General features: G+C 70.6%; 17 protein-coding genes. 6 read left to right on the top strand and 11 right to left on the bottom strand.

Annotation, left to right across the window (positions count from 1 at the left end; all coding sequences use genetic code 11):
- Positions 1-37 precede the first annotated feature (37 nt).
- On the top strand, positions 38-2,581 hold the full coding sequence (locus H0B56_RS21340; protein ID WP_180894882.1) for a DEAD/DEAH box helicase: 2,544 nt from the start codon (positions 38-40) through the stop codon (positions 2,579-2,581).
- A 66-nt stretch (positions 2,582-2,647) separates the two neighbouring features.
- Here the strand turns inward: H0B56_RS21340 and H0B56_RS21335 are convergent, their stop codons facing one another.
- Positions 2,648-4,015: a GntP family permease gene (locus H0B56_RS21335; protein WP_180894881.1), complete on the bottom strand. Its 1,368-nt coding sequence runs from the start codon at positions 4,013-4,015 to the stop codon at positions 2,648-2,650.
- Positions 4,016-4,115: 100 nt separating this feature from the next.
- Positions 4,116-4,607 (bottom strand): gluconokinase, encoded by a 492-nt coding sequence (locus H0B56_RS21330; RefSeq protein ID WP_246361412.1) that lies wholly within the window; start codon positions 4,605-4,607, stop codon positions 4,116-4,118.
- A gap of 180 nt (positions 4,608-4,787) precedes the next feature.
- On the opposite strand from H0B56_RS21330, the gene H0B56_RS21325 reads away from it, so the two are divergent.
- Positions 4,788-5,510, top strand: a complete 723-nt coding sequence (locus H0B56_RS21325) for an FCD domain-containing protein (protein WP_180894879.1) — start codon at positions 4,788-4,790, stop codon at positions 5,508-5,510.
- 68 nt (positions 5,511-5,578) lie between these two features.
- Here H0B56_RS21325 and H0B56_RS21320 read toward each other — a convergent pair whose 3' ends face one another.
- From H0B56_RS21320 to deoC, 3 genes are read right to left on the bottom strand one after another with little or no spacing between them, the layout of a single operon-like run.
- The gene (locus H0B56_RS21320; protein ID WP_180894878.1) at positions 5,579-6,451 is read right to left on the bottom strand and encodes an aldehyde dehydrogenase family protein; all 873 of its coding nucleotides are present in this window, start codon (positions 6,449-6,451) and stop codon (positions 5,579-5,581) included.
- A complete protein-coding gene (locus tag H0B56_RS21315) occupies positions 6,444-7,907 on the bottom strand; it encodes an aldehyde dehydrogenase family protein (RefSeq protein WP_180894877.1) in 1,464 nt (487 codons plus the stop codon). Before H0B56_RS21315 ends, H0B56_RS21320 begins: the two co-directional genes overlap by 8 nt.
- Before the next feature lie 4 nt (positions 7,908-7,911).
- Positions 7,912-8,871, bottom strand: a complete 960-nt coding sequence (gene deoC / locus H0B56_RS21310) for a deoxyribose-phosphate aldolase (protein ID WP_180894876.1) — start codon at positions 8,869-8,871, stop codon at positions 7,912-7,914.
- A 247-nt stretch (positions 8,872-9,118) separates the two neighbouring features.
- Between deoC and H0B56_RS21305 the strand changes: the two genes are divergently transcribed.
- The 3 genes from H0B56_RS21305 (at position 9,119) to pgfA (ending at position 12,571) form a co-directional block, all read left to right on the top strand.
- Positions 9,119-9,934, top strand: coding sequence for a glycosyltransferase (locus H0B56_RS21305; RefSeq protein ID WP_180894875.1), 816 nt, complete (start codon positions 9,119-9,121; stop codon positions 9,932-9,934).
- 1 nt (position 9,935) lies between these two features.
- On the top strand, positions 9,936-11,369 hold the full coding sequence (locus tag H0B56_RS21300) for a glycosyltransferase family 4 protein (protein WP_180894874.1): 1,434 nt from the start codon (positions 9,936-9,938) through the stop codon (positions 11,367-11,369).
- Positions 11,370-11,497: 128 nt separating this feature from the next.
- Positions 11,498-12,571, top strand: a complete 1,074-nt coding sequence (pgfA, locus tag H0B56_RS21295) for a cell envelope lipid trafficking protein PgfA (RefSeq protein WP_180894873.1) — start codon at positions 11,498-11,500, stop codon at positions 12,569-12,571.
- Between the two features lie 25 nt (positions 12,572-12,596).
- Here the strand turns inward: pgfA and H0B56_RS21290 are convergent, their stop codons facing one another.
- The 4 genes from H0B56_RS21290 to H0B56_RS21275 form a co-directional block, all read right to left on the bottom strand.
- Positions 12,597-13,292 carry a class I SAM-dependent methyltransferase gene (locus tag H0B56_RS21290; RefSeq protein ID WP_180894872.1) on the bottom strand — a complete coding sequence of 232 codons (696 nt, stop codon included), beginning with the start codon at positions 13,290-13,292 and terminating at the stop codon, positions 12,597-12,599.
- An 82-nt stretch (positions 13,293-13,374) separates the two neighbouring features.
- Positions 13,375-14,436: a hypothetical protein gene (locus tag H0B56_RS21285; RefSeq protein ID WP_180894871.1), complete on the bottom strand. Its 1,062-nt coding sequence runs from the start codon at positions 14,434-14,436 to the stop codon at positions 13,375-13,377.
- A gap of 18 nt (positions 14,437-14,454) precedes the next feature.
- Positions 14,455-14,619: a hypothetical protein gene (locus tag H0B56_RS21280; protein ID WP_180894870.1), complete on the bottom strand. Its 165-nt coding sequence runs from the start codon at positions 14,617-14,619 to the stop codon at positions 14,455-14,457.
- Between the two features lie 36 nt (positions 14,620-14,655).
- Entirely contained in the window at positions 14,656-16,314 is a 1,659-nt protein-coding gene (locus H0B56_RS21275) for an MmpA family trehalose lipid delivery protein (protein ID WP_180894869.1), read from the bottom strand.
- Positions 16,315-16,430: 116 nt separating this feature from the next.
- On the opposite strand from H0B56_RS21275, the gene H0B56_RS21270 reads away from it, so the two are divergent.
- Positions 16,431-17,708 (top strand): lipopolysaccharide biosynthesis protein, encoded by a 1,278-nt coding sequence (locus tag H0B56_RS21270; RefSeq protein WP_180894868.1) that lies wholly within the window; start codon positions 16,431-16,433, stop codon positions 17,706-17,708.
- Here H0B56_RS21270 and H0B56_RS21265 read toward each other — a convergent pair.
- Both H0B56_RS21265 and H0B56_RS21260 read right to left on the bottom strand, forming a co-directional pair.
- The gene (locus tag H0B56_RS21265; protein WP_343063992.1) at positions 17,705-21,775 is read right to left on the bottom strand and encodes an alpha-(1->3)-arabinofuranosyltransferase domain-containing protein; all 4,071 of its coding nucleotides are present in this window, start codon (positions 21,773-21,775) and stop codon (positions 17,705-17,707) included. The two genes, H0B56_RS21270 and H0B56_RS21265, sit on opposite strands and share 4 nt — an antisense overlap.
- Positions 21,776-23,545 carry a hypothetical protein gene (locus tag H0B56_RS21260; RefSeq protein WP_180894867.1) on the bottom strand — a complete coding sequence of 590 codons (1,770 nt, stop codon included), beginning with the start codon at positions 23,543-23,545 and terminating at the stop codon, positions 21,776-21,778. It lies immediately after the preceding gene.
- Between the last annotated feature and the right edge of the window lie 7 nt (positions 23,546-23,552).

Here is a 23,552-nt window from a genome sequence, read left to right as displayed (position 1 = left end):
GACGCGATCGACCCTACCTGGGTAGGCTCGACGGGACATGACTGCAACCAGCACCTCCCTGCGCGAGAAGATCCCTTCCGACCCTGACCCGGACGCCCTGTACGACGCGTTCTCCACCTGGGCGCTCGAGCAGGGGTACACGCTCTACCCAGCGCAGGAGGAGGCGCTGATCGAGATCGTGTCCGGGTCCAACGTGATCTTGTCCACGCCCACGGGCTCGGGCAAGAGCCTGGTGGCCACGGCCGCGCACTTCGTCGCGCTGGCGCACGGGCGGCGCACGTACTACACGGCGCCGATCAAGGCGCTGGTCTCGGAGAAGTTCTTCGCCCTCGTCGATGCGTTCGGTCCGGACGCGGTCGGCATGATGACCGGCGACTCCGCGGTCAACCCCGCAGCGCCGATCGTCTGCTGCACCTCCGAGATCCTCGCGAACATCGCGCTACGCGAGGGTGAGCGGGCCGACATCGGCCAGGTGGTGGCCGACGAGTTCCACTTCTACTCCGAACCGGACAGGGGATGGGCATGGCAGGTACCGCTGCTCGAGCTGACCGGAGCGCAGTTCCTGCTGATGTCGGCCACACTCGGCGATGTCTCGTCCTTCTGCACCGACCTCACCCGCCGGACGGGCAGGACGACCACGCCGGTGACCTCGGCACAGCGCCCGGTTCCGCTGACCTACAGGTACGCGATGACTCCCCTGCACGAGACCGTCGACGAGCTGTTGCACGGTGGGCAGGCCCCGGTCTACGTGGTGCATTTCTCCCAGGCCGCAGCCGCCGAACGCGCGCAGTCGCTGACGAGTATCAACGTATGCACCAAGGCGGAGAAGGCGGCGATCGCCGAGCACATCGGGGGATTCCGGTTCACGGCCGGTTTCGGCAAGACGCTCTCGCGGCTCGTGCGGCACGGTATCGGCGTGCACCACGCCGGTATGCTGCCGCGCTATCGCAGGCTCGTCGAGCAGCTCGCCCAGGCCGGCCTGCTGAAGGTGATCTGCGGCACCGACACTCTTGGTGTGGGGATCAACGTGCCCATCAGGACGGTGGTGTTCACCGCACTGACCAAGTTCGACGGTGTGCGGCAGCGGCACCTGAAGGCGCGGGAGTTCCATCAGATCGCGGGCAGGGCGGGCCGGGCCGGGTTCGACACCGACGGCTACGTCGTGGTGCAGGCGCCCGAGCACGTCATCGAGAACGCCAAGGCGCTGGCCAAGGCAGGTGATGACGCGAAGAAGAGGCGTAAGGTCGTGCGCAAGAAGGCGCCGGAGGGGTTCGTCAACTGGACCGAGTCCACGTTCGAACGGCTGACCCAGTCCGAGCCCGAGCCGCTGGTGTCGAGCTTCACGGTGAGTCACGCGATGCTGCTCAACGTCATCGCTCGGCCCGGTAGGGCGTTCACGGCGATGCGTCGCCTGCTCGAGGACAACCACGAGCCGCGGCACCTGCAGCGCAAGCACATCCTGCGCGCGATCGCGATCTATCGCGCGCTGCGTGCCGCCGGGGTGGTCGAGGAGCTCGACGAGCCCGACGAGTACGGGCGGACCGTGCGCCTGACCGTGGACCTGCAGTTCGACTTCGCGCTCAACCAGCCCTTGTCGCCGTTCGCGCTGGCCGCGATCGAGTTGCTGGACCGTCAGTCGGCGAGCTACCCGCTCGACGTGGTCTCCCTCGTGGAGTCCACCGTGGAGGACCCGCGCCCGGTGCTGGCCCAGCAGCGGTTCCTGGCCCGTAACGAGGCGATCGCCGAGATGAAGGCGGAGGGCATCGAGTACAACGAGCGCATGGAGCTGCTCGAGGACATCGATCACCCGAAGCCGCTCGAGGAGCTGATCGAGGCGGCGTTCGAGACCTACCGGCGCGGGCACCCGTGGGTCGCCGACAACGAACCGTCACCGAAGTCTGTGGTCCGTGACATGTACGAACGGGCGATGAACTTCACCGAGTACGTACGTTTCTACGGGATCGCGCGCTCGGAAGGTCTGTTGCTGCGATACCTGTCCGATGTGTATGACGCGCTGCGGCACACGGTGCCGGACGAGGCCAAGACCGAGGAGCTGGGCGATCTGATCGAGTGGCTCGGCGAGCTGGTCCGCCAGGTCGACTCCAGCCTGCTCGACGAGTGGGAGCAACTCCGCGACCCGGATCTGACCGCCGGTGGTGCCGCGGACAGGGCATCCGGTGATCAGGTGCGTCCACCGAGCACCCCGAGCGCTGTCACCGGGAACGAACGGGCGTTCCGGGTTCTGGTGCGCAACGAGCTGTTCCGGCGAGTGGAGCTGGCCGCTCGCCGGAACTACGACGCGCTCGGCGAGCTCGACGCCGAGTCCGGATGGGACTCGCAGGCATGGGAGCACGCGCTCGAGGAGTACTTCGCGGAGTACGACACGATCGGTACGGGCGCCGACGCGCGCGGACCTGCCTTCTTCCAGGTCGAGACCGGACCCGGCCGGTGGCGCGTCCGGCAGACGCTGGACGACCCAGGCGGTAACCGGGACTGGGCGATCACCGCCGAGGTCGATCTCGCCGCGTCGGACGAGGCCGGGCACGCGGTGGTCCGCGTTCTCGACGTGGGTGAGCTCTAGGGAATGGCCGGCCCCGCGCACCCGCCGCGCGGGGCCGGCCCGTCGCCGCGCGGCGGGTGCGTCACGCTAGGCCACCGCGTAGATCCCGGACGCGATCGCGAAACCCATCAGCCCGATCGTGGTCTGCATGACCGTCCACGTCTTGAGGGTCGTCTTGACGTCCATCTCCATGAACCGGCCGACGAGCCAGAACCCCGAGTCGTTCACGTGGCTCGCGGTGACCGAGCCCGCGGCGAGGGCGAGCACGATCGCGGCGAGCTCGACACCGTTGAACGCGCCGGACTGCACCACAGGCTGAACCAGCCCCGCGGCGGTGATCAGGGCGACGGTCGCCGATCCCTGCGCGATGCGCAGCGCGGTAGCGATGACGTATGCGGCGACGATCACGGGAAGGCCGATACCGTCCAGCGCGTCGGAGAGGGCGTCGCCGATGCCGCTCGCCCTGAGCACCGCGCCGAACATCCCACCAGCCCCGGTGATGAGGATGATCGCGCACACCGGGCCGAGCGCCGAGTCGAGCAGCCGTTCGATGAGGTCCTTGCCACGACCGCGGCGGGTACCCAGCACGTACGAGGCGACGAAGACGGTGATCAGCAGAGCGACCGGTGTCGCGCCGAGCGTGCGGGCCACGTCGTATCCGGCGGCCTGCTCGTCCAGCCATCCGGCGGCACGGGCCGTGTCCAGACCGGTGTTGGCGAAGATCAGCACAAGGGGAAGCAGCAGGATGCCGACTACCGTGGCCGGGCGTGGCGGGTTCGGATCGTGCTCGGCCTGCGGGCCACCGAGGATCTCCGGCACGGGAAGGACGATGCGCTTGCCGACCCAGAGGCCGTACAGGTAGCTGGTGACCAGCCAGGTGGGGATCGCGACGACCAGTGCCAGCACGAGCACGAGCCCGACATCCGCGCCGAGCAGCTCGGTGGAGGCGACCGGGCCGGGGTGCGGCGGGGCGAAGATGTGCATCACCGAGAACGCGCCGGCCACCGGCAGGCCGTAGCGGAGGACGCCGCCGCCGACGCGCCGCGCGACGGTGAACACGATCGGCAGCATGACCACGAGCCCGGCATCGAAGAAGATGGGGAACCCGAACAGCAGCGAGGCCGTCCCCAGTGCCAGCGGTGCGCGATGCTCGCCGAACCGGGACACCAAGGCGTCGGCCAGTGCCTGCGCACCGCCGCTGACCTCGACGAGCCTGCCGAGCATCGCGCCGAGCCCCACGAGCAGGGCCACGGCCCCGAGCGTCTCGCCGAACCCGCCCGTTACGGTGTCGATGACCTCGCCCGCCGGGATCCGCGCGGCGAAGGCCGTGGCGATGCTCACCGCGATCAGAGCGAGGAACGCGTGCACACGTAGCTTGATGATCAGGAAGAGGAGCACGGCGATGGCTCCCGCCGCGATACCGAGGAGGGGGCCCGTTCCGAGTGTCTGGGTCATGAGAAGCTCCGTTGCTTGTCCGGGACGGCAGGGGGCGAGTAATGGTCGGGGCGAGCCGTGCGCGGTGGGTGGTCCGGCATGCACCGGCCTGCCCCGCGGGTCAGGTCTGTGGCCCGATGGCGAGCGTTGCCAGGGCCGTGTGGACGATCCGCTCGGGCGTCGCGGTCGAGTCGACCGTGATCCCGTCCTCGTCGGGGGCCAGCGGTTCCAGGTCCGCCAGCTGGGACCGCAACAACTCCGGCGGCATGAAATGGCCGGTGCGGTGCAGCAGCCGTTCGGAGACCGTGGCCGTGTCCCCTGTGAGGTGGACGAAGCGCACCCTCGCCCGCGCCCTGCGGAGGAGATCGCGGTACGAGCGTTTGAGAGCCGAGCAGGTCAGCACCAGGTTCTGTCCGGTACCGGCCTGCTCGTCGATCCGGCCGCGGATGGCACGGAGCCACGGAATGCGGTCCGCGTCGGTCAGCGGTGTGCCCGCGGTCATCTTGCGGATGTTGTTCTCGGGGTGGAACTGATCGGCCTCGGCCATGGTCCAGCCGAGCTCCCCGGCGAGCAGGCGGGCGACGGTGCTCTTGCCGACCCCGGAGACCCCCATCACCACGATGACCGTCGGGGCGCTCGATCCGGCGTGTGACACGGTGCCTTCCCTCACATGTTGCGTGGGTGTGCGCTCATCCGTAGCCGTGTACGGATCAATTCGTAGTACCATTGGCGCTAAAACATAGCACCATTACGTCACCCGGGGAAGGGGTGCGAAGCGAGATATCCTCGGCTGGTGAGCTCAGGCAGCCCGAAGGACGAGGTCAGCAGCGGCGCGCTGCACAGCACCGTGCTGGATACGATCGGTAGGCAGATCGTCTCCGGAACGCTCGCCGAGGGGCACGTGCTGCGTCTGGAACAGGTACAGCAGCAAGCGGGTGTATCCCGCACGGTGGCCCGCGAGACGGTGCGCGTGCTGGAGTCGATGGGACTGGTGCGCTCGCGCCGCAGGGTGGGCATCATCGTGCAGCCACGCTCGTCGTGGAACGTCTTCGACCCGTTGGTGATCTGGTGGCGGCTGGCCGGGCCCGGCAGGGACATCCAGCTGCGCTCGCTGACGGAGCTGCGCATCGCCGTGGAGCCGCTCGCGGCGGCGGCCGCGGCGAGCAACGCCTCGGCGCAGGATCGCGAGCGGCTGGTCCGCCTCGCCACCTCGATGCGTGGCCACGGGGAAGCAGGCGAGCTCGAGGAGTTCCTCGAGCTCGACATCGAGTTCCACACGCTGATGCTGACCTCGAGCGGCAACGAGATGTTCGCCGCGCTCACCGACGTCGTCGCCGTGGTGCTGCGCGGCAGGACCACGCTGGGACTCATGCCGCGGCACCCGGTCGCCGAGGCACTGGACCTGCACGAGGAGGTGGCTCACGCGGTCGCGGCGCGGCGTGCTGCCGACGCGGAGACTGCCATGCGCGAGCTGCTCGGCGAGGTGCGGGACGCTGTCGTACCGCACGGCGTGTGACCTGCCGGCCGCGAGCGCCGGAAGGCCTGCCCGGGTCCGCGCGCCTGCGGCTTCGCGCGGGCCGGGAGCTACGTGCCGACGGGGTGCCAGACCGTCTTGTACTCGAGGCAGCCGCGCAGGCGGTCGATGCCGGGGGTGACGGTCCAGTCCGGCTCGGTGGCCGGCACGCGCAGGACCCGTTTCACGGAACCGGCCGCTGACCGCTCGAGGGCACCCCGCTGCTCGGCGGGTACCCCGGTGAGGTCCAGCGCGTTGACGTCGGCGTGCGAGGCCAGATGCGGGGCGAGCTCGTCGGCGCTGCCGGTCAGGATGTTGGCGGCACCCGCGGGTACATCGGAGGTCTCCAGGATCTCGGCGAGGGTGATCGCGGGGACGGGCCGGTCGGTGCTGGCGACGACGACGGCCGTGCAGCCGGTTGCCAGCACCGGGGCCAGCACGCTGACCAGCCCGAGCAGCGAGGACTCCTGTGGCGCGAGCGTGCCGACCACACCGGTCGGCTCGACGACGGTGAACGAGAAGTAGGGGCCCGCGACCGGGTTCGCGGAGCCGAGTACCGGCGTGAGCTTGTCCGTCCAGCCCGCGTACCAGACCCACCTGTCGATCGCGGTGTCCACGATGGATCGAGCTGTGTCCTCCGGCGTCCCCTCACCCCTCGCGACCGCCTCGGCGAGTTGCTCCCGCCTGCCCTCGGCCACCTCGGCGACGCGGTAGAGCACCTGCCCCCTGTTGTACGCGGAGGCGGCCGACCAGCCGGGGAAAGCCTTGCGTGCGGCGGAGACGGCGTCCCGCAGGTCCTTGCGCGAAGCCTGCGCGACGTTGGCGAGGAACCGCCCCCTGGCATCGCCCGCCGCGTACGAACGGCCCGACTCGGAACGCGGGAACGCACCGCCGATGTAGAGCTTGTGCGTCTTGGCGACGGGCAGGCGTGCGTCTTCAGACATCGAGGTAAGCCTCCAGGCCGGCACGGCCGCCTTCCCGGCCGAATCCGGACTCCTTGTAGCCGCCGAAGGACGCCGTAGGGTCGAACCGGTTGAACGTGTTCGCCCACACCACGCCCGCGCGCACCTGCTCGGCCGCCCACAGGATGCGGGAGCCCTTCTCGGTCCAGATGCCCGCGGAGAGGCCGTACGGCGTGTTGTTCGCCTTGCGCACCGCCTCTTCCGGGGTGCGGAACGTCAGCACGGACAGGACGGGTCCGAAGACCTCCTCCCTGGCGATACGCATGGACTGGTGCACTCCGGAGAACACGGTCGGCGCGAAGAACAGACCCTTGTCCGGTAGCGCACACGGGCTGGTCCATCGCTGGGCGCCCTCGGATTCACCGGAGGCGACCAGCTCGCGGATCTTGGCGAGCTGTTCGGGCGAGTTGATCGCGCCGAGATCGGTGTTCTTGTCGAGGGGATCACCCACGCGCAGCGTGGTGATGCGGCCACGCAGCCGCTCGAGCACGGCCTCGGCGACCGACTCCTGCACGAGGAGTCGCGAGCCCGCGCAGCACACGTGCCCCTGGTTGAAGAAGACCCCGTTCACGATGCCCTCGACGGCCTGGTCCAGCGGGGCGTCGTCGAAGACGATGTTCGCGGCCTTGCCGCCGAGCTCCAGCGTTAGCTTCGTCGGCGTGCCGGCCAGCCTGCTCTGGATGAGCTTGCCGACCTCGGTCGACCCGGTGAAGGCCACCTTGTCGACACCGGGGTGGGCGACAAGGGTGGAGCCGGTGTCGCCCCCGCCGGGAAGGATGTTGACGACGCCGGGGGGTAGCTGGGCCTGCTGGCAGATCTCGGCGAAGGCCAGCGCCGTGAGCGGGGTGGTCTCGGCCGGTTTGAGCACCACGGTATTGCCGGTCGCCAGCGCGGGCGCGATCTTCCACGCGAGCATGAGCAGGGGGAAGTTCCACGGGATGACCTGGCCCGCGACACCGAGTGGCCGGGGCAGCGGACCGAACCCCGCGTAGTCCAGCTTGTCCGCCCACCCCGCGTGGTGGAAGAAGTGCGCCGCGACCGCGGGAAGGTCGGCGTCCCGGGACTCCTTGATCGGCTTACCGTTGTCCAGGGTCTCGAGTACGGCAAGCTCCCGGGAACGCTCCTGGATCAGCCGCGCGATGCGGAACAGGTACTTGGCTCGTTCGGTGCCCGGCATCGTCGACCAGGTCCGCTCGAACGCCGCACGCGCCGCGGTCACCGCCGTGCCGACGTCGGCGTCCGCCGCTGTGCCGACCTCCGCGAGCGTTTCCCCGGTCGCGGGGTTGCTCGTTTTCAGCGGCTCACCGGTGCCGTCGACGAACGCGCCGTCGATGAACGGGCGGTAGTGCGCCCGGAGGTTCGCGAGCTCCGCGCGCTCTGGGGCGGGGTCGTAGTCCCACGCGCCCGTGCCGGGTGCGTTCTCCGCTGTGTCCGCCATATCGTCAGCTCACCGCAATGTAGTCGGGCCCGCTGTAGTGGCCGTCCAGTTGTGTCCGCCGTTGCATGAGCAGGTCGTCGAGCAGGCTGGACGCGCCGAAGCGGAACAGTGCCGGGGTCAGCCATCGCTCACCGGCGACCTCCCGCACGGCCACCAGGTAGCGGATCGCGTCCTTGGTCGTGCGGATCCCGCCCGCGGGCTTGACGCCGCGTGCCACGCCGGTCACCGCCTGCCAGTCCCGCACAGCCTGCAACAGTACGTGCGTGACGGGAAGGGTCGCCGCGGGCGAGACCTTGCCGGTCGACGTCTTCACGAAGTCCGCGCCGGAGAGCAGGGCGAGCCAGCTCGCCCTGCGGATGTTGTCGTAGGTGGCCAGCTCACCGGTCTCCAGGATCACTTTCAGGTGCGCGCTCCCGCAGGCCTGTTTGACCGCGACGATCTCGTCGGCGACGTCGCCGTACCGGCCGCTCAGGAACGCCCCGCGGTCGATCACCATGTCGATCTCGGCCGCACCCGCGGCCACGGCCATTCCCACCTCGGCGAGCTTGACCTCCCTGCTCGAGCGTCCGGAGGGGAATGCGGTGGCCACGCTGGCCACCGCGACCCCGCTCCCGGACAGTGCCGTGGCGGCGGTCCCGGCGAGGTCGGGGTAGACGCATACCGCCGCGACGGGAGGAACCCCGGGGCGGTCCGGGTCGGGGCGCCGCGCCCTCGCGCACAACGCGTGCACCGTGCCCGCGGTGTCGGCTCCCTCCAGCGTGGTCAGGTCCACCATGCCGATCGCGGTGTCGATGGCGCGCAGCTTCGCCGATTTCTTGATGCTGCGCGTGGCCAGGTCGGCCGCGCGCTGCTCGAGGCCCACCCGATCAACCCCGGGCAGGCCGTGCAGGAACCGGCGCAGACGCGCCTCGTCACGGGTGGCGTCCTCCGGATCGAAGGGCACGTCCGCTGCGGTGTGCGGCATGCCCCGAGTCTAGTACGGCACCCGGCCCCGCCGGTCTCGAACGCCGTCGCCGCTGAGCTCGGCAGTCACCGCGGCCGCATCGCGGGACGGGCGGCGCGCCGTGTCTCGCCCATTCAGCTCAACCCGGATCGGACAGAAAGCGTGTTTTGTTTGTCCCGGTCACCTTCACCTATTAGTGTGAAAGCGCCGTGTGCGACGTGAGTCACATTCGGGTTTCGATCCGCGTTTCGGCTACTGGGAGGGACCTGTGCCAGCGATCTCGCCACCGGCGCTATCGATCATCGTCCCCGTCTACAACGAGCAGGGACGGCTGCCCGCTACGCTCGACGGTCTGTCCGAAGTGCTCAGCGACCTGTCATGGACCGCCGAGGTGGTCGTCGTCGACAACGGCAGCACCGACCGCAGCGCCGACATCGTACGCGCGCACCCGTCCGGACCGGTTCCGATCCACCTGATGTCCTGCGCGACCCGCGGCAAGGGGGCTGCGGTCCGGGCGGGGGTGCTGGCCACCACCAGCCGCTACGTCGGGTTCTGTGACGCAGACCTGGCGACCGACCTCGCCGCGCTGTCCCCGGCGCTCGCGCAGCTCGGCGCGGGAGTCAACGTGGTCGTCGGTTCACGGGCCCATCCCGAGTCGGACGTGCAGGCGCGTCACAACGTGGCGCGCAGGACAGGGGCGTCGCTGTTCCGGTGGTCGACGCGGCAGCTCGTGCCGGGTATCGCCGACACGCAGTGCGGGTTCAAGTTCTTCGACAGGGCGACGGCCGACGCCGCGTTCCGGCCGCTGCGCACGCTCGGCTTCGCCTTCGACGTCGAGGTGCTCGCGCGCACCCAGCGATCCGGAGCCGTGATCGCGGAGATCCCGGTGGCCTGGACCGATGTGGCCGGCTCGACGTTCGACCCGCTGCACGACGGCTGGCAGACCTTCGCCGCGCTCGCCGGCATCCGCGCGACCCTCGCGAACGAGCAGACCGGGACACGGGCACAGCGCGCGGCGAGGTCGCAGGCGTTCCTCGACATGCCTGCCGGCGATGTCGCGCGAGGTGCGTTGCGGGGTGTCTGACATGGGGGCGAACTCCACCGGAACCGGACAGGTGCCACCGCTGAGCGGGGTCGGGATCGCGTTGCTCAACTGGCGTGATCGCGGGCACGAGCACGCGGGTGGCGCCGAGGAGTACGCGGCGCGCATCGCGGCGGCGCTCGCCGGTGCGGGAGCGGACGTCACGTTCGTCACGGCCCGCGGCGCCGGGCAGTCCCGGCACGGCACCGACGGGGTGCCGGTGGTGCGACGCGGTGGTCGCTGGACCGTGTACCCCGCGGTCCTTACCTGGCTGTTCCGTCACCGCAGGGAAATCGATGTGGTGATCGACTGCCAGAACGGCATCCCGTTCTTCAGCCCGCTCGTGACGCGTCCCGGCACCAGGGTCGTACAGGTGGTGCATCACGTTCACGCGGACCAGTTCCGGGTGCACTTCCCACCGTGGCTCGCGCGCATCGGCGCCTGGCTGGAGGGTCGCGCGGCACGCTACGTGTACCGCAAGGCCGTCACGGTGGCCGTGTCGCCATCGACCGTCCGCGCCATGCGAGCACGGCTGGGATGGTCCGGCTCGGTGTTCGTCGTCCCGAACGGCATGGACCGTCCCCTGCAGTACGAGGTGTCGCGGTCGGAGGAACCGTCCCTGGTCTGCCTCGGCAGGCTGGTCACGCACAAGCGGGTCGGCGAGCTCATCGAACCGGTGCTCGCGCTGCGGCAGCGCTGGCCGGACCTGCGCCTGCACGTGGTGGGGCGCGGCCCGCTGGAGCAGGAGCTGCGTGCCGCGACGGCGGACCTGGACGGAGCCGTCGTCGTGCACGGATACCTCGATGACGAGGCCAAGTCCCGGTTGCTGCAGTCATGCTGGCTCAACGTCACGCTCTCCGACGGCGAGGGCTGGGGGCTGGCCGCGGTCGAAGCGGCGACCCACGGGTTGCCCACGGTGTGCCGGGACGTCGACGGCCTGTGCGACTCGGTGCGCCACGGCGAGACCGGCTGGCTGCTCACTGACGGCGACGACCTCGTCTCGGTACTCGACCAGCTGCTCGGCAAGCTCCGCGATCCTGCAGCCGCGGATGCCGTCGCACGGGCGTGCCGGCAGTGGGCGGGCCACTTCGACTGGGCCACATCCGGCCGCCGCTTCACCTCGCTGGTATCCGGCCTGTTGCACACCGGTGTGGCCTCGGGCTGGCGGCAGGGTCAGCACGAAGCCCTCGTCGCGGAGTTCCGGCCGCCTGCCGACGAGCAGCGGCTCAAGTGGGCGGTGGCCCGGGTGGGGGTCGGAGCCACCTTCGGCATCACCGGCGAGAGCGGATGGCTGCTCGCCGAGCAGCACGCGGCGGGCGACCTGGTCACCGTGCTGCACGAGGCAGGGGCCACCGACGTCGCCGTCCGTCCCGCGGAGGACATCGAACGGCTGCTCGGCCGGGCACGGCGCACACCGATGGAGGTGCGCCGTGCGTGAAGGCGCCGCCCCAGGGAGGAGCCGCTCCGTTCCGGCGTGCCACTGGCGTGGCTCCGCGACACGCCGTGTACCGCTCACTGCGATCGCGCGTCCGCCGAGGCCGGGATCCGAATTCCAAGGAGGATGAGTTGCGACGTGCACTGTCCTACGTCCTGCTCGGGCTGGGTGTTTTCGCGCTGGCTCTCGGCCTGTTGCTGCGTTTCTACACCTATCCCCAGCTGGCGAAGGTACCGCTGGATCCGGACAGGACGACCGTGGCCGAGGGTGACGACATCACGGCCATGGTGTTCGTCGATACCGGTGACCGCGACGTCCCGGAGATCAGGGACGGCCTCAGCCTCACATCGACCACGTACGTCAGCGGGGACCTGAGGGCCCCGGAGGTCCGCGAGGGCGGGGATGTCGCGGTGTGGAGCGAGGCGACGCGCGTGCTGGCGGACAACGCGCCCGACGTCCAGCCGGTATCCGGCAGCATCCGTAAGCTGTGCCTCGACCGGCACACCGGGCAGGCGCGCGTGCCGTGCGAGGACCAGTACATCAGGGTGGAGCACGACCGGGACCCGGCGGAGCGGGCCGACGACATCATCGAGGGCGAGCGTGATCGTGTCCAGCAGCCCGGCTACAACTTCAAGCTCCCGTTCGGCACCGAGCAGCGCACCTACCCGTGGTACGTGCTGGAGATCCGGGACACCGTCGACCTGGGTTTCGAGGCCGAGGACACCGTGAAGGGGCTCGACGTGTACCGGTTCTCGTACCAGGTCGAGCCGACCGTTGTGGAGAGCGACATGACCGTGCCGGGCCGGCTCGTCGACGACGAGGACGAGGATACGGTCGAGGTGGACCGCTACTTCGAGGCTGAACGCACCATGTGGATCGACCCGGTGACGGGGGCGGTCATCGCGCTGGAGCAGTCGGTGAAGCAGGAGCTCGTGCGGGACGGCCAGGACTACGGTGCGGGAACCACCGTGTTCGACGGCACCCTGGCGCTGAACGACGAGACGGTCGAGACCCACGTCGCCGAGGCCGAGCAGAACGGGTCGAAGCTGTGGTTCCTGACCACGCTGCCGACCATACTGTGGGTCGCCGGGACCGTCCTGATCGTCGTCGCCGGTCTCCTGTTGCTCGGGCGTGCGCGCGAGGACGACCAGCCGCGAGGCAGGCAAGGGCGGTCCCGTGCGAGCCACAGCGCGCGGGTCGGCTGACACGAGCCGGTGCGGCCGAGCCCGCTCACCGTTTCCGGAGCACCAGAGCCAGGTTCCAGGAGGCGATTTCCCGCACCAGCGGAATGCGGACGATCCAGGTCGCCCACCACGGATGGTAGCGCGGTAGTGCGTGTACCAGCGTGACTTCTTCACAATTGCGGGCCCACCGAAGTGCCGGTCCGACGCCGACCGGAAAGAGGCTTTCGCCGAAACGGTTCTTCGGTTCGGCGCCGTGCCGCCGCAGGTAGCGATTCCTTGCGTAGTGGCCACCGAGGAAATGCCATGGTGACGTCTCGTGCCCGCCCCAGGGGGACCACCACGGCGTGAACGACACGAACACCGTGCCGCCCCGTTTGGTCACCCGCACCATCTCCGCCAGCATCCTCCAGGGCCGATCGACGTGCTCGAGCACGTTCGAGGAGAAGCAGATGTCCACCGATCCGGTGCTGACCGGCAAGTCCGTACCGCTTGCGAGGATCATCCGCTCGTCACGCGTGCCCCGCGCGGACAGCTCGCGCCTGTCGCGATCGAGCCCGAGGTAGGTAGCTCCCGCCGCGCTGAACGCCTCCGAGAAGTACCCGGGACCGCCACCGACGTCGAGCACCGTGGCTCCGGCGAGCGGGGCGTACGAGGCAACCTGCCGTGCCGAGTCGTCCGCGAGAATGCGGTAGAACCGGTCGCGGTCGGACTGTTCCCCGCGGAAGGCGCGGAACAGCCGCATGGTGCGGCCTATCGTCGATTTTCCTTGCTGCATGACACTCGAATCTCGCTGTCTCCGGCGGAACCGTTGTGATTATGTCGTATCAGCCGTGCGGCTGGACAGGTAATTGCCGAAACAGTTCCGACAGGATATCCCGCGCGGTGTCCTCGCCGAGATGCCTGTGGCGTGCCCGGATCGTGACCGTGGTGGTGTCGCCGACCGTGGCGGCACCGAACGCGACGCCCGAACGCCCGCCCGCGATCGGGAAGAACGCCAGCTCCGAGACCGTGCCCCCCGCGTCAACGGCACCCAGGTTGGAGACCAGGTAGGTGGCACCGACCCGGTCGGCGAGCGCCCCGCGCAACCACCGGACCACCCTGCCGGTCAACGCGGTCCCCGCAGGCGGTGCCGGCTCCGGGCCGTGCGCGGTGAGCGTGGACGTGACGGTCGAGCTGTCCGTCGTGGACGCGATGGGCAGCAGGAAGTACGCGCTCTCGTCCCGCGGTTCGGGCCGGTCACCCCCGCTGCGGGAGACACCGACCGCGGCGACGATGCGGTCGTGCCCCGCGCGCCGTGCGGCATGGCGAGCGACGGCCCGGCCCGCGGCGACGACGAGGTCAGCGGTGCTCAGCTTCATCACGCGGGCGCGCAGGGTGACGAGCAGGTCCCCGGGCCTGTCGCATCCCGTCGGCACTGTCCGCGCAGGCGGGTGCCGGAACGCGCCGGAGATCCGCCGCAGCGCGGCGGCACCGAAGGAACGGCGGGGCAGGCGGGGCCCGATACCGGACGCGCTGCTCGAGACCGGGTGGCCGATCGCGCTGCCGAGCAGCGCGAGGAGACCGAGGCCGTCTACGGCACTGTGGTGCGCGGCAAGCACCATCGTCGATCGCTCCGGGGTCAGGGCCACCCTGACGAGGGGGTCACCCCGGACGTAGGGCCGCGTCGCGAACGACTCCCGCAGCTCGGCCAGCTCCGCGCCGTCCACAGTGGTGACAGCAGGAGCGGGACCGAGGTGCGGGTACTCGGCGGAGGTGGCCGCGAGGCGCCTGGCAACCTGCCGCGCCCCGACCGCCTCCCGCAGGCGTGCCTGCACCAGCACGCTCCACGACACGGTCGTGTCGCCGGCATGGGGGATCATGCCCTGTGCCGTGTCCGCGGCAGGCACGTCCCCGTCCCGTGCCGGTCAGCGGTTGCCGTAACGGACGTCGTTCGGATCGTTCGCCACCGGCGGGTTGGAGAAGTCGACAGCCTCGTCGGGCCCGCTGACGGCGGACAGCCCGAAACCGACACCGGTTGCGAGTAGGAGTCCGGTGAGTACGGACGCGATGACACCCACGAGCTTGCCCACGTGAATACTCCTCGCCTTCGCGGTTGCGCGGACAATCTACCGTCTGGGCAGCACGAGCCACAATAGGGTGAGGGCGATCGCGACGACGGCGCTGCCGGCGGCGACGTACACCGGTGCCGCGGGAGGTGTGAGACCGTCCGGTCCGGTGAAGTCACTACCGTCACCCGGCACGCGGTACAGGCTCAGCCATCGGCCGCGGTGCTCGGGGTGGAGCCGGTCGAGGTCTGCGCCGTCGACCCGCCCCGGGGTGCCGTGCTCGGCAAGGACCCAGCCGATACCGATATCGGCGAGGGCCCCGGCGTCGGCGCCGTCCTCGACGACCGCGCGAGCAGCCGCGGCGCGCGGATCCTCGCCCTCGATCGTCGTCCCGCTCACGGTGACCCGGTCGTCGATGACCGTCGTCCGAGGCAGGTACCTCGGTGCCGGGTCGTGTACCGGGCGGTGGTCGTTCCACGCGAAGCTCCGGAACGCTCGCATCGGCACGGTGAGCACGTCGCCACGGCGGTCATCCTCGGCGAGGTGCTCGGCGACCGCCTGCCAGTCGGCCGGGTACTGTACCGGCTCCAGCCGTCCCGCCGCGCCCCATGCCAGATCCGGCAGCATGACGACGGGAGCGGCAGCGGCGCAGGCGAGCACGGCGATGCGCGCGCCGCGCGTGCGGAGGTACCGTGCTCCGGCCTCGACGGCCAGCGCGAAGCCGAGTGCCAGCGGCAGGGCCCAGAGCGCGACCCACTTCTGCCCGTCACGCAACAGGCCGGCTCCCGGCACGCCTGCCACGAGCCAGCGCAGTACCGCCTGCCCGACGGGCAGCGCGCCGAGTACCGCGAGCAGCACCCCGGAAGCGCCGAGCAGGAGCAACGAGCGCGCCGGGGCGGCGCCCCAGCGCGCGGCGAGTGTGCGCTGGCCGAGCAGGGCGAGCACCACGAGGGCGAGCACCAGCACGGGCACCAGCACGGCCGTGCGGCTGGCCGGCACGACGTCGGCGTTCCAGAACCCGCCGAGCCCGAGCACGCTGACCACGGCACCTGCCCAGTTCTCACCGCGGGCGGCGAAGGCCTCGACGGCCGCCGGGTCCGAGAGTGCGCTCCCGGGACGCAGCACGGCGGGCGCCAGCCACGGCGCGTTCAGCAGCACGGCGAACGCGCCGACCGCCGGTGCCCGCCGGTACCCGGCGGCGACCAGTGCGGTCAGCGTCGCGATGAGCCCGCCTGCAGGCGTCAGCACGGCGGGTACGCAGGCGAGTACCAGCTTCGGGATCGCTCGCGGCTCGCCGCGCCGCGCCGCGAGCCCGAACCGGACGATCCACGGCAGGCACGCGTACGCGAGAAGGTACGGCCAGTGCCCCATGACGAGGCGCTCCGCGATGTACGGGGTCCAGCCGTACCCGACGGCGGCGATCACCCTGATCACTGTGGACGACGTCGGCACCAGCCTGCCCGCGCCGAGCGGGCCCGCTACGAGCGCGCCGAGCAGGATGAGTTTCTGCAGCACGTCACCGGGCACGATCGTGGTCGCCAGCGCGAGAACGGCGTCGGCCGGAACGGAGCGCGGCAGGCTGGAGCCGATACCCACGCTGTCGGGCAGCAGTGGTTGCCGCGGGGTGAAGACCATGTCGTAGGTCAGCACGTAGCCGCGCCGCAACAGGGGAGCGAGTATCGCCAGTGCCACGGCGAGCGACACCGCGGGCACCGTCATTCGGCGCAGCAGGTCTACGCCGAATGACCTCCATTCGGTCACGTGGCTTGCCTCCGTCGGTGTCGCGATTACAGTTTCACGGGACTACCTCCGATATACAACCGAGGTCCATCCCCATGACGCGAGCTGATGCGGCGACTCGTGGCTCGGGCAGGAGTGCCCAGCTCGACACCGTGATCGTCGCGATCGCCTTCGGGATCAGCAACCTCGGCGCCTACCTGCTCAACGTCATCGCGCCCCGGTTGCTCACGCCGCCCGAGTGGGGCGAGTTCGGGGCGCTGCTCGCGATCGTGGTCGTGGGTGCGGTGGCCGCGCTCGGCGTGCAGACCGTGGCGGCGTTGCGGGTGGCCGCGCTGCGCGCCGAGCGGCAAGCCGCCGGAGGGCTGGACCGCTCCGACACGGGCCCGCTGGTCTCGCTCGCCCTCACCACCGCGGCGGTCGTCACCGGTGTCGTCGTGCTGGCGACACCGGTGCTGGTGACGTTGTTGCATTTCGGTTCACCGTGGCCGACGCTGTGCGTCGCGTTCGCGCTCGCGCTGATCACATGCAACGGGCTCTTCCTCGGCATCCTGCAGGGCTCGCAGCGGTTCGGCGCCCTGGCGCGCCTGATCGCGATCGACGGCCTCGGCCGCACCGGCTCGGCGCTGATCGGGCTGCTGCTGTTCCGCACACCCGCCGGAGCGCTGGCGATGATGGTGGTCGGAACCCTCCTCGTCGTGCTGACCGGGTGGCTGATGTGCGGGCGACCGCTGCCTGCCAGGCACGACAGGAGCGATCTCGGCGAGGTCTTCCACACCGCGCAGGCGCTGCTCGGTCTGGTGCTGCTCGTCAACCTCGACCTGATGCTCGCCCGCCACCACCTGTCCGAGGCCGGCAGCGGCGAGTATGCCGTCGGCTGGGTGATGACGCGGCTGGCGTACTGGTTGCCCTACGCCATCGCGGTGGTAGCACTGCCGAAACTGGCCGACGCCGAGCAGCGGCGCCGGGTGATCCCGATCGCCCTGGGGCTGTGTGCGGCGATCAACGGGATGGTGTTGCTGGGCTCCGTACTGTTCGGACCCACCATCGTGGGGCTGCTCGGCGGACAGGGCTACGCCGACGGCGGGATCCCGATCTGGGCATTCGCGCTGGTGGGGTCGCTGCTGTCGCTCGTGCAGATCCTGCTCTACTCGCGTATCGCCAGCGGTGACCGCCGCTCGACGCTGCTGGTATGGATCGCGGTGCTCGCGGAGGTCTCCGTTGTGGGATTCTGGCTGCACGGGACGCTGCTCGAGATCGTCTCCGCGGCCGTGCTCACCACGGCGGCGCTGGTCGGCGCAAGCGCCCTCATCGAGCTCCGGCTCGCCCGCGCTGCGCGCGGCACCGCGCGGCAACGGACCAGACACCGCAGCTAGGTGTCGGCCGCGCCGTCCGGCCCGGTCGGCAGGAACCAGTCGATGAATGCCGCGACGACCGCCGCGAGGGTGACAAGCAGCGCCGACTGCGCCAGCCAGCCGTAGGCCCACTCCTGCCCGTGCCCGAGCAAGCGGCCTGCGACGGCTGTGGCGAGCGCCGTCGATGCCCCTGCGGCGACGATTACCTTCGGCGACGGGGTCCACAGTGTCCGCGCCAACAGGCATGCCAGCAGCGCCACGACCGCCGGCATCCCGCCGAGCACGACGAGCAGTGCCGCCAGCGCGATCGGGACCCACCGGCTGCCGCCCCGCGCCGCGTTGATCGTGGGCTCGCGCCGTACGGGCAGCGCCGTGAGCACGATCAGCACAGCGACGGCGACCGCTCCGGCCAGCAACCCACGCCGGTACTCGGTATCCGGGGCGAACTCGAGCTCCACCGTGGCCGCCTCGCCTTCGGGGAGCTGCCATCCCTGCTGCCATCCGTCGACACGAACCGGTTCCAGCCGCTGGCCCCCCGCCGTAGCCACCCATCCCTCGTTGGCGTTCTCCGGGACCGTCAGTACAGCGGAGTCGCCTGCGGCGACGTGCAGCCGCCGGTTCGCCACGCCCCATTCCTCCACACTGACCTCTCGCGACCGCACGCCGTCGCGCGGCGCCTCGGACGGGCGCAGCCACAGGTCCTGCACCACGAACGTGTCGGATCCCCCGGTACGCACCTCGTGCGCGCCCGGTGGGAGGTCCACGCCACCTTCGGTATCGGAACAGGTACCGAGCTCGAGCGGGCGGTGCTGGTTGACGTCCGCGACCGTGCCGGACACCGATGTCGCGTAGTCGAGACCGTCGATGGTCACGGTCGGGCCCGACCCGCACGGGATGGTGAACCGGGTATCCGGTTCGATCGGCTCGACCGGCTCATCCGCCCCCGGCAGCTCCAGGCTGGTGACCCCCGCCGGGCCGGACGTCGGTTGCTGGCCGTCCGGCTGCTCGCCCCCGTGCCGCGCGACGTCGGTGATCTCGATATCGAGCTGGTCGGTCTCCATGTCGATATCGGCCCTGCCCGACTCGTCGAGGGGGACGGTTCTGGTCGTGGACGGCGTGCGCAGTTCCACCTCGGTGGGCTGTGACGCACCGGACGCCGGGTCGGTCGCCAGCCGCAGCTCGCTCAGCGTGCGGCTGTCCGGCCACCGCAGCCGGAGGGTCGGGCGCCGGTCGGTCGGATCGGCGATCCATGTCGTCGTCCCGTCACCGTCGATCGCGGACAGAGCGGCTGCCGCGGGGTCCCCCGCGAGGACGGTCGATGCCGCCACCTCGATGCCGTCGACCTGGACCGGGTGGCTGCCGCTCACCGCTGGCAGTGCCGTTCCCCCGATGAGGAACGTCTCACCGGCCCCTGTGCGGAACAGCCTGTGGATACCGCCGGGGTCCTCGCCGAACCGGGTGAGCAAGGCGTCGCATCGCTGCGTGCCTGCCTCGGTGATGCAGGCGTAGCGCGGCAGCGGTCCCCGGCTGAACGAGAAGCTCGGCTGCCGCCCGTCCCCCGGGTCGACGTCGCCGGGTACCCGTAGGGCGCGCTGCGGCGTCACTCCCGGGATCGACAGTTCGGCGATGCCGGCCTCTCCTGTCTGCCTGCTCGACGCGACATCGAGCACGGTCACCCGGACGCTGCCGGTGATGCCCTCCGCGACGGAGAACTGTTGCGGCTCGGACCCGCTTGCGATCTCACGGACCACCGAACCCGCGTCCGTGGTGATCCGGACGTGCGTCACCGGCCAGCCGACCCTGCGGTCGTCGAGCATCCGCAGGGTGACCTCCGAAACCTCCCGTGGCGTGTCGAGCTGCACCTCGAGCCACTCGCCCTGCGGTCCGTGCAGGGACGACGACTGCCAGGCCGTTACCGGGTCGCCGTCGATGGCGGCGTACGGCTGCGACGAGGGGTCGGACGCGTGCACGGCGTCCGCGTAGCCCGCGGCCGACGATGCCCGGACACCGCGGATGCCGCGGTAGACGGCGAGCGTCTTGTGGCGCAGCCCCTCGAACGGCAGTATGTCCATGCTGGGCCGGTCCTGGCGTGGTTGCTCGTCCACGGTCATGGTCTGGCTGAGGTTGTTCCTGACCCTGCCGACGTTGCGTTCCCGGTGCCGCAGGCCGTCGGTCGCCAGCCAGCGCGAGGTCTCCAGGTTCTCGGTGTCCCCGGTCAGGACCGCGGGTTCGGCCCGGCTCAGCAGGCCGGAGTCGAGCAGCTGCAGCAGGGTCTCCGGCCCGCCGCTGACCTTCGCGATATCGGATTTCTCGACCGCGGTAGCGGACCGTACCGGCCGTTGCACCTCGTAGACCTCGATCGCGCGCATCGCGGGCGCACCCACATCGATCCCGCTGGCCCCCGGTTGCTCGCCGGGACTGATCTCGGGACCGAAGCCCGCCACGCGCTCGATGCCCGGCGAGCGTGCCAGCGACGCGTGCAGTGCCGTCACGGGCGGTGCGGAGGTGGCCTCCCGGTCGATGTCGTTGCGCAGCATCAGGAAGCGGTGCCCCGACCTGGCGAGGAAGTCGGCGAGCCCCGGGTTACCGCGGCCGTTCGCGAGCGCGTTCTCGACCGCGTCCATCAACCTGATGTTGCCCTCGGAACCGAGAGGGATCTGGCTCCGCAGGGCCCACGGTGAGGACGCCAGTGGCTGCGCGGGCTCGTCGACGGTCTTTCCCCAGGTGTACTCGCCGAATCCGGTGCCGGGCAGCAGCATCGTGCGACCGCCTGCGCTGTGCTCGCCGACCCAGTCCATGGCAGAGCTCCAGTACCCGGGTACGGCGTCCCAGCCGGGACCCGGTCGCAGTGTGCCGAGCAATGCCGGGGTCGCCACCGCGCCGACCAGCACGAACCCGGTGGCCAGGCGTAGCCGGTTCTCCCACACCGCGGGTATCCACCGCGCCAGGCCGGGGACGACTCCGGTGAGGGCGTGCGTGAATGCCAGCATCAGGGCAAGGCGCAGGCCTGGCTCGAACTTGTGCACGTTGCGCAGCGGGGCGAGTGGCCCGTCGAGGAGGTCACGAACCGTCCCGGACAGCGGGCTGTCCAGCGCGCCGACGTGCCCGATAGCCAGCAGCGTCACGCAGGCCAGCACGCCGAGCGCCAGGAACCGGCGTTCCGGCAGCCCCGCTCGCACCAGGCCGAGCAGCGCGACCGCCGCCAGCAGGCCGGTAGCCAGCATCAACGCAGGGTTGTCCACGAGCATGAACCCGGACGGCCACCACGCCTTGCCCTCCACGACATAGGCAACCCACTGGTTGGTGCCGCGCAACACCTGGAACAACGAGGCGGGGGCGGTCGTGTTGGCCGCGGACTCCACGTAGTCGACGAACGGCAGGCTGTACTCGCCGAGTAGCGTCAGCGGCAGGAACCACCACAGCACGGCCAGTGTCACGGCACCGAACCACCAGGCAACCAGCCGCACGTGCTCGCGGGTCCACGCGCGGGTGAGCAGCCATATCCCGGGCAACACCAGCGACATGATCACCATCGCGCCGTTGATGCCACCCATACCCAGCACGGCGAGGGCCGACAGGCAGGCAGCGCGCCGCGGGGAGCCGATCCGGTCGACGTTGACCAGTGGCAGCACCACCCACGGCAGCATCGCGGCAGGCATCATCTCGGCGGAGAGCGGCCCGATCTCCGTCAGCATCCGGGGAGCGAGGGCGTAGCCGAGCGCGCCCGCATAGCGGGCGGGCTCGGACCCGATCCGCAACGCGCGCGCGAGCGCGAGCGCGCCGCGGAAGGCGAGGCACAGCAGCAGCGCGGCCCAGAGGCGCTGCACGATCCAGGGAGGCACCCCGAGCACGTCGCCCGCGGCGAAGAACGGGCCCATCGGGAACAGGTAGCCGTACGCCTGGTTCTGCAGCTCCCCGCCGGAGGCATCCGGGTTCCACAGGTGCAGGGCGCGGTCGAGGAACGAGACCGGGTCCACGACGAGGTCGAGCTTGGTGTCGAAGGTGGTCTTGCCAGGCAGCTGCAGGAACGAGACCAGGGTCAGCGCCACCATGACCCAGACCGCGCGGTTTCGCCACAGGTTCCGCACTCACACCACCGGTGTCCCGACGGCGACATGGTCGACGCACACCACCTCGGCGGTGCCGGTGCGCGCGATCTCGATGCTGTCGTAGGCACCGCCGGTGACCACGTGCAGCACGTGCAGGCCGCTGTCGAGCTCGACATCGACCGTCGAGCCGCCCGCGGTGACGGTCGCGGCACCTCCTGTACTGGTGAAGTAGTGCACGCGCAGCAGGTTCCTGCCTGCGACGGGGGCCTCGAGCGGGATCGATGCCCGGTCGTCGCCGACCGCGTAGCCGCAGCCTTCCGCGGGCCCCGGACGGCTCCGGACCGGGTGGGCGAGCTCCGTGACCCGGCGCGGACGGCCCCCGGAGTCCAGCAGGTACATCTCCTCGGCCGGCACATCGAACCGGGGTGGGTCGGGCAGCTGGCCGAGCACGCGGGAGGCCGTGCCCTCCGTGCCGAACCAGCCCACCATGACCTCCTCGGGGACCGGGCCGTCGTAGAGCACGATGCCGGGTCGTTCACTCACGGCGGCACGCGCCGTCGTCACGAAGTCGCGGGACGTCGGGAACTGCATGCCCGGTGCCAGCCGTGCCGCGCTCACCGTCGTCCCGATCGCGACCAGAACCACGGCCGCGGTGGCGAGCGCGGGCACTGCCCGCCGGGACTGCCGCGGCGGGGGAGCCTCGACGCGCGTGTCGCGCGGCGTCAGGAAGGCGAACGCGGCGCACAGCACCATCACCAGTACGGCGTCGGCGATGTAGCGCAGGTCCGTGCCGATCACCGGCCCGATCATCGGTAACCGGGTCACGGCAACGAGAGCGATGTCGATCATCAGGAACGCGCCGAGCAGTGCCCAGGCACGTGCCGCGCGACGCCGCCCGGCGACCAGGCCCGCCGCGACGATGGCCGCGCCCAGCAGCACGGCCGGTACCTGGAACGCGACGGGCGGCGTGGCGAGCTGCGGTACGCCTTCGCCCGACACGCTCTCGACCGGCAGGCCGAACGACGGCACGAGCAGGACGTCGACGAGCATACGCTTCGCGAGCTCGGGCACAGTGGACAGCGGGATGTCGGAAGCGGCGGGCCCGGACGTCGCGGTGAAGTACACCCCTGCGTAGCAGGCCAGTACCGCTCCGTACGCGAGCCACAGCCGCCGGTGGGTACCGATGGCCCGGGACAGCGGAGCGTGCGTCCCGCGCGGTGCGAAAAGCGCGGTCACCCCCAGCAGCAGCAACGGGATCAGCGCGGCCTTCTCGTAGAACGCGAATCCCACGACGGTCCACAGCAGACCCGCGATGGCGCCTGCTGCTCGCCCGTCACGCAGGTACCCGACGTGCGCGAACAGCGCGCAGACCGTGGCAAGCAGCGTGGGCAGCAGCTGGACACCGTAGGCCCACCACAACGTCGGCGTCAGGATCACCGGTGAGCAGGTGAACACGACGAACGGTACGATGATCGCCCACCGCGCACCGAAGCTGCGCACGAGCAGCATCCACAGCACGACTGTCGTCGCCGCCTGGACCAGCAGCAGCGGCAGTACCGCAACCGCGAAGTTCAGGGGCGCGAGTGCGGTGACCGCCCATGCCACTGCGAACACCCCGGGCGCGACATGGTCGTTGTACTCCCCGAACAGGTACTCGACCCCGAAGGCCTGGCTGGCTGCCCGGTAGGTGATCAGGAAGTCGTCGTGGGCGAAGTAGCCGTGCACCGCGAACCACGCGTGGATGCCCAGCGGTACGGCGCCCGCGAGCAGCGCGGCGACCAGCAGTCCGGGTGGGGTCCGTACGGTCATGCCGCCG

This window comes from Haloechinothrix aidingensis (assembly GCF_013450155.1).
Taxonomy (GTDB): domain Bacteria; phylum Actinomycetota; class Actinomycetes; order Mycobacteriales; family Pseudonocardiaceae; genus Haloechinothrix; species Haloechinothrix aidingensis.
The sequence above is the reverse complement of the archived record's forward strand: the minus strand, read 5'-3'. Positions and strand labels throughout refer to the sequence as shown.

Bases quoted from the DNA above. Each gene is read 5' to 3' on its own strand.
- H0B56_RS21290 (WP_180894872.1), bottom strand. From the start codon at position 13,292: ATGCGGCTGTTCCGCGCCTTCCGCGGGGAACAGTCCGACCGCGACCGG.
- H0B56_RS21320 (WP_180894878.1), bottom strand. From the start codon at position 6,451: ATGTCTGAAGACGCACGCCTGCCCGTCGCCAAGACGCACAAGCTCTAC.
- H0B56_RS21315 (WP_180894877.1), bottom strand. From the start codon at position 7,907: ATGGCGGACACAGCGGAGAACGCACCCGGCACGGGCGCGTGGGACTAC.
- deoC (WP_180894876.1), bottom strand. From the start codon at position 8,871: ATGCCGCACACCGCAGCGGACGTGCCCTTCGATCCGGAGGACGCCACC.
- H0B56_RS21330 (WP_246361412.1), bottom strand. From the start codon at position 4,607: ATGGGGGTCTCCGGGGTCGGCAAGAGCACCGTCGCCCGCCTGCTCGCC.
- H0B56_RS21260 (WP_180894867.1), bottom strand. From the start codon at position 23,545: ATGACCGTACGGACCCCACCCGGACTGCTGGTCGCCGCGCTGCTCGCG.
- H0B56_RS21300 (WP_180894874.1), top strand. From the start codon at position 9,936: ATGGGGGCGAACTCCACCGGAACCGGACAGGTGCCACCGCTGAGCGGG.
- H0B56_RS21275 (WP_180894869.1), bottom strand. From the start codon at position 16,314: ATGACGGTGCCCGCGGTGTCGCTCGCCGTGGCACTGGCGATACTCGCT.
- H0B56_RS21335 (WP_180894881.1), bottom strand. From the start codon at position 4,015: ATGACCCAGACACTCGGAACGGGCCCCCTCCTCGGTATCGCGGCGGGA.
- H0B56_RS21270 (WP_180894868.1), top strand. From the start codon at position 16,431: ATGACGCGAGCTGATGCGGCGACTCGTGGCTCGGGCAGGAGTGCCCAG.
- H0B56_RS21340 (WP_180894882.1), top strand. From the start codon at position 38: ATGACTGCAACCAGCACCTCCCTGCGCGAGAAGATCCCTTCCGACCCT.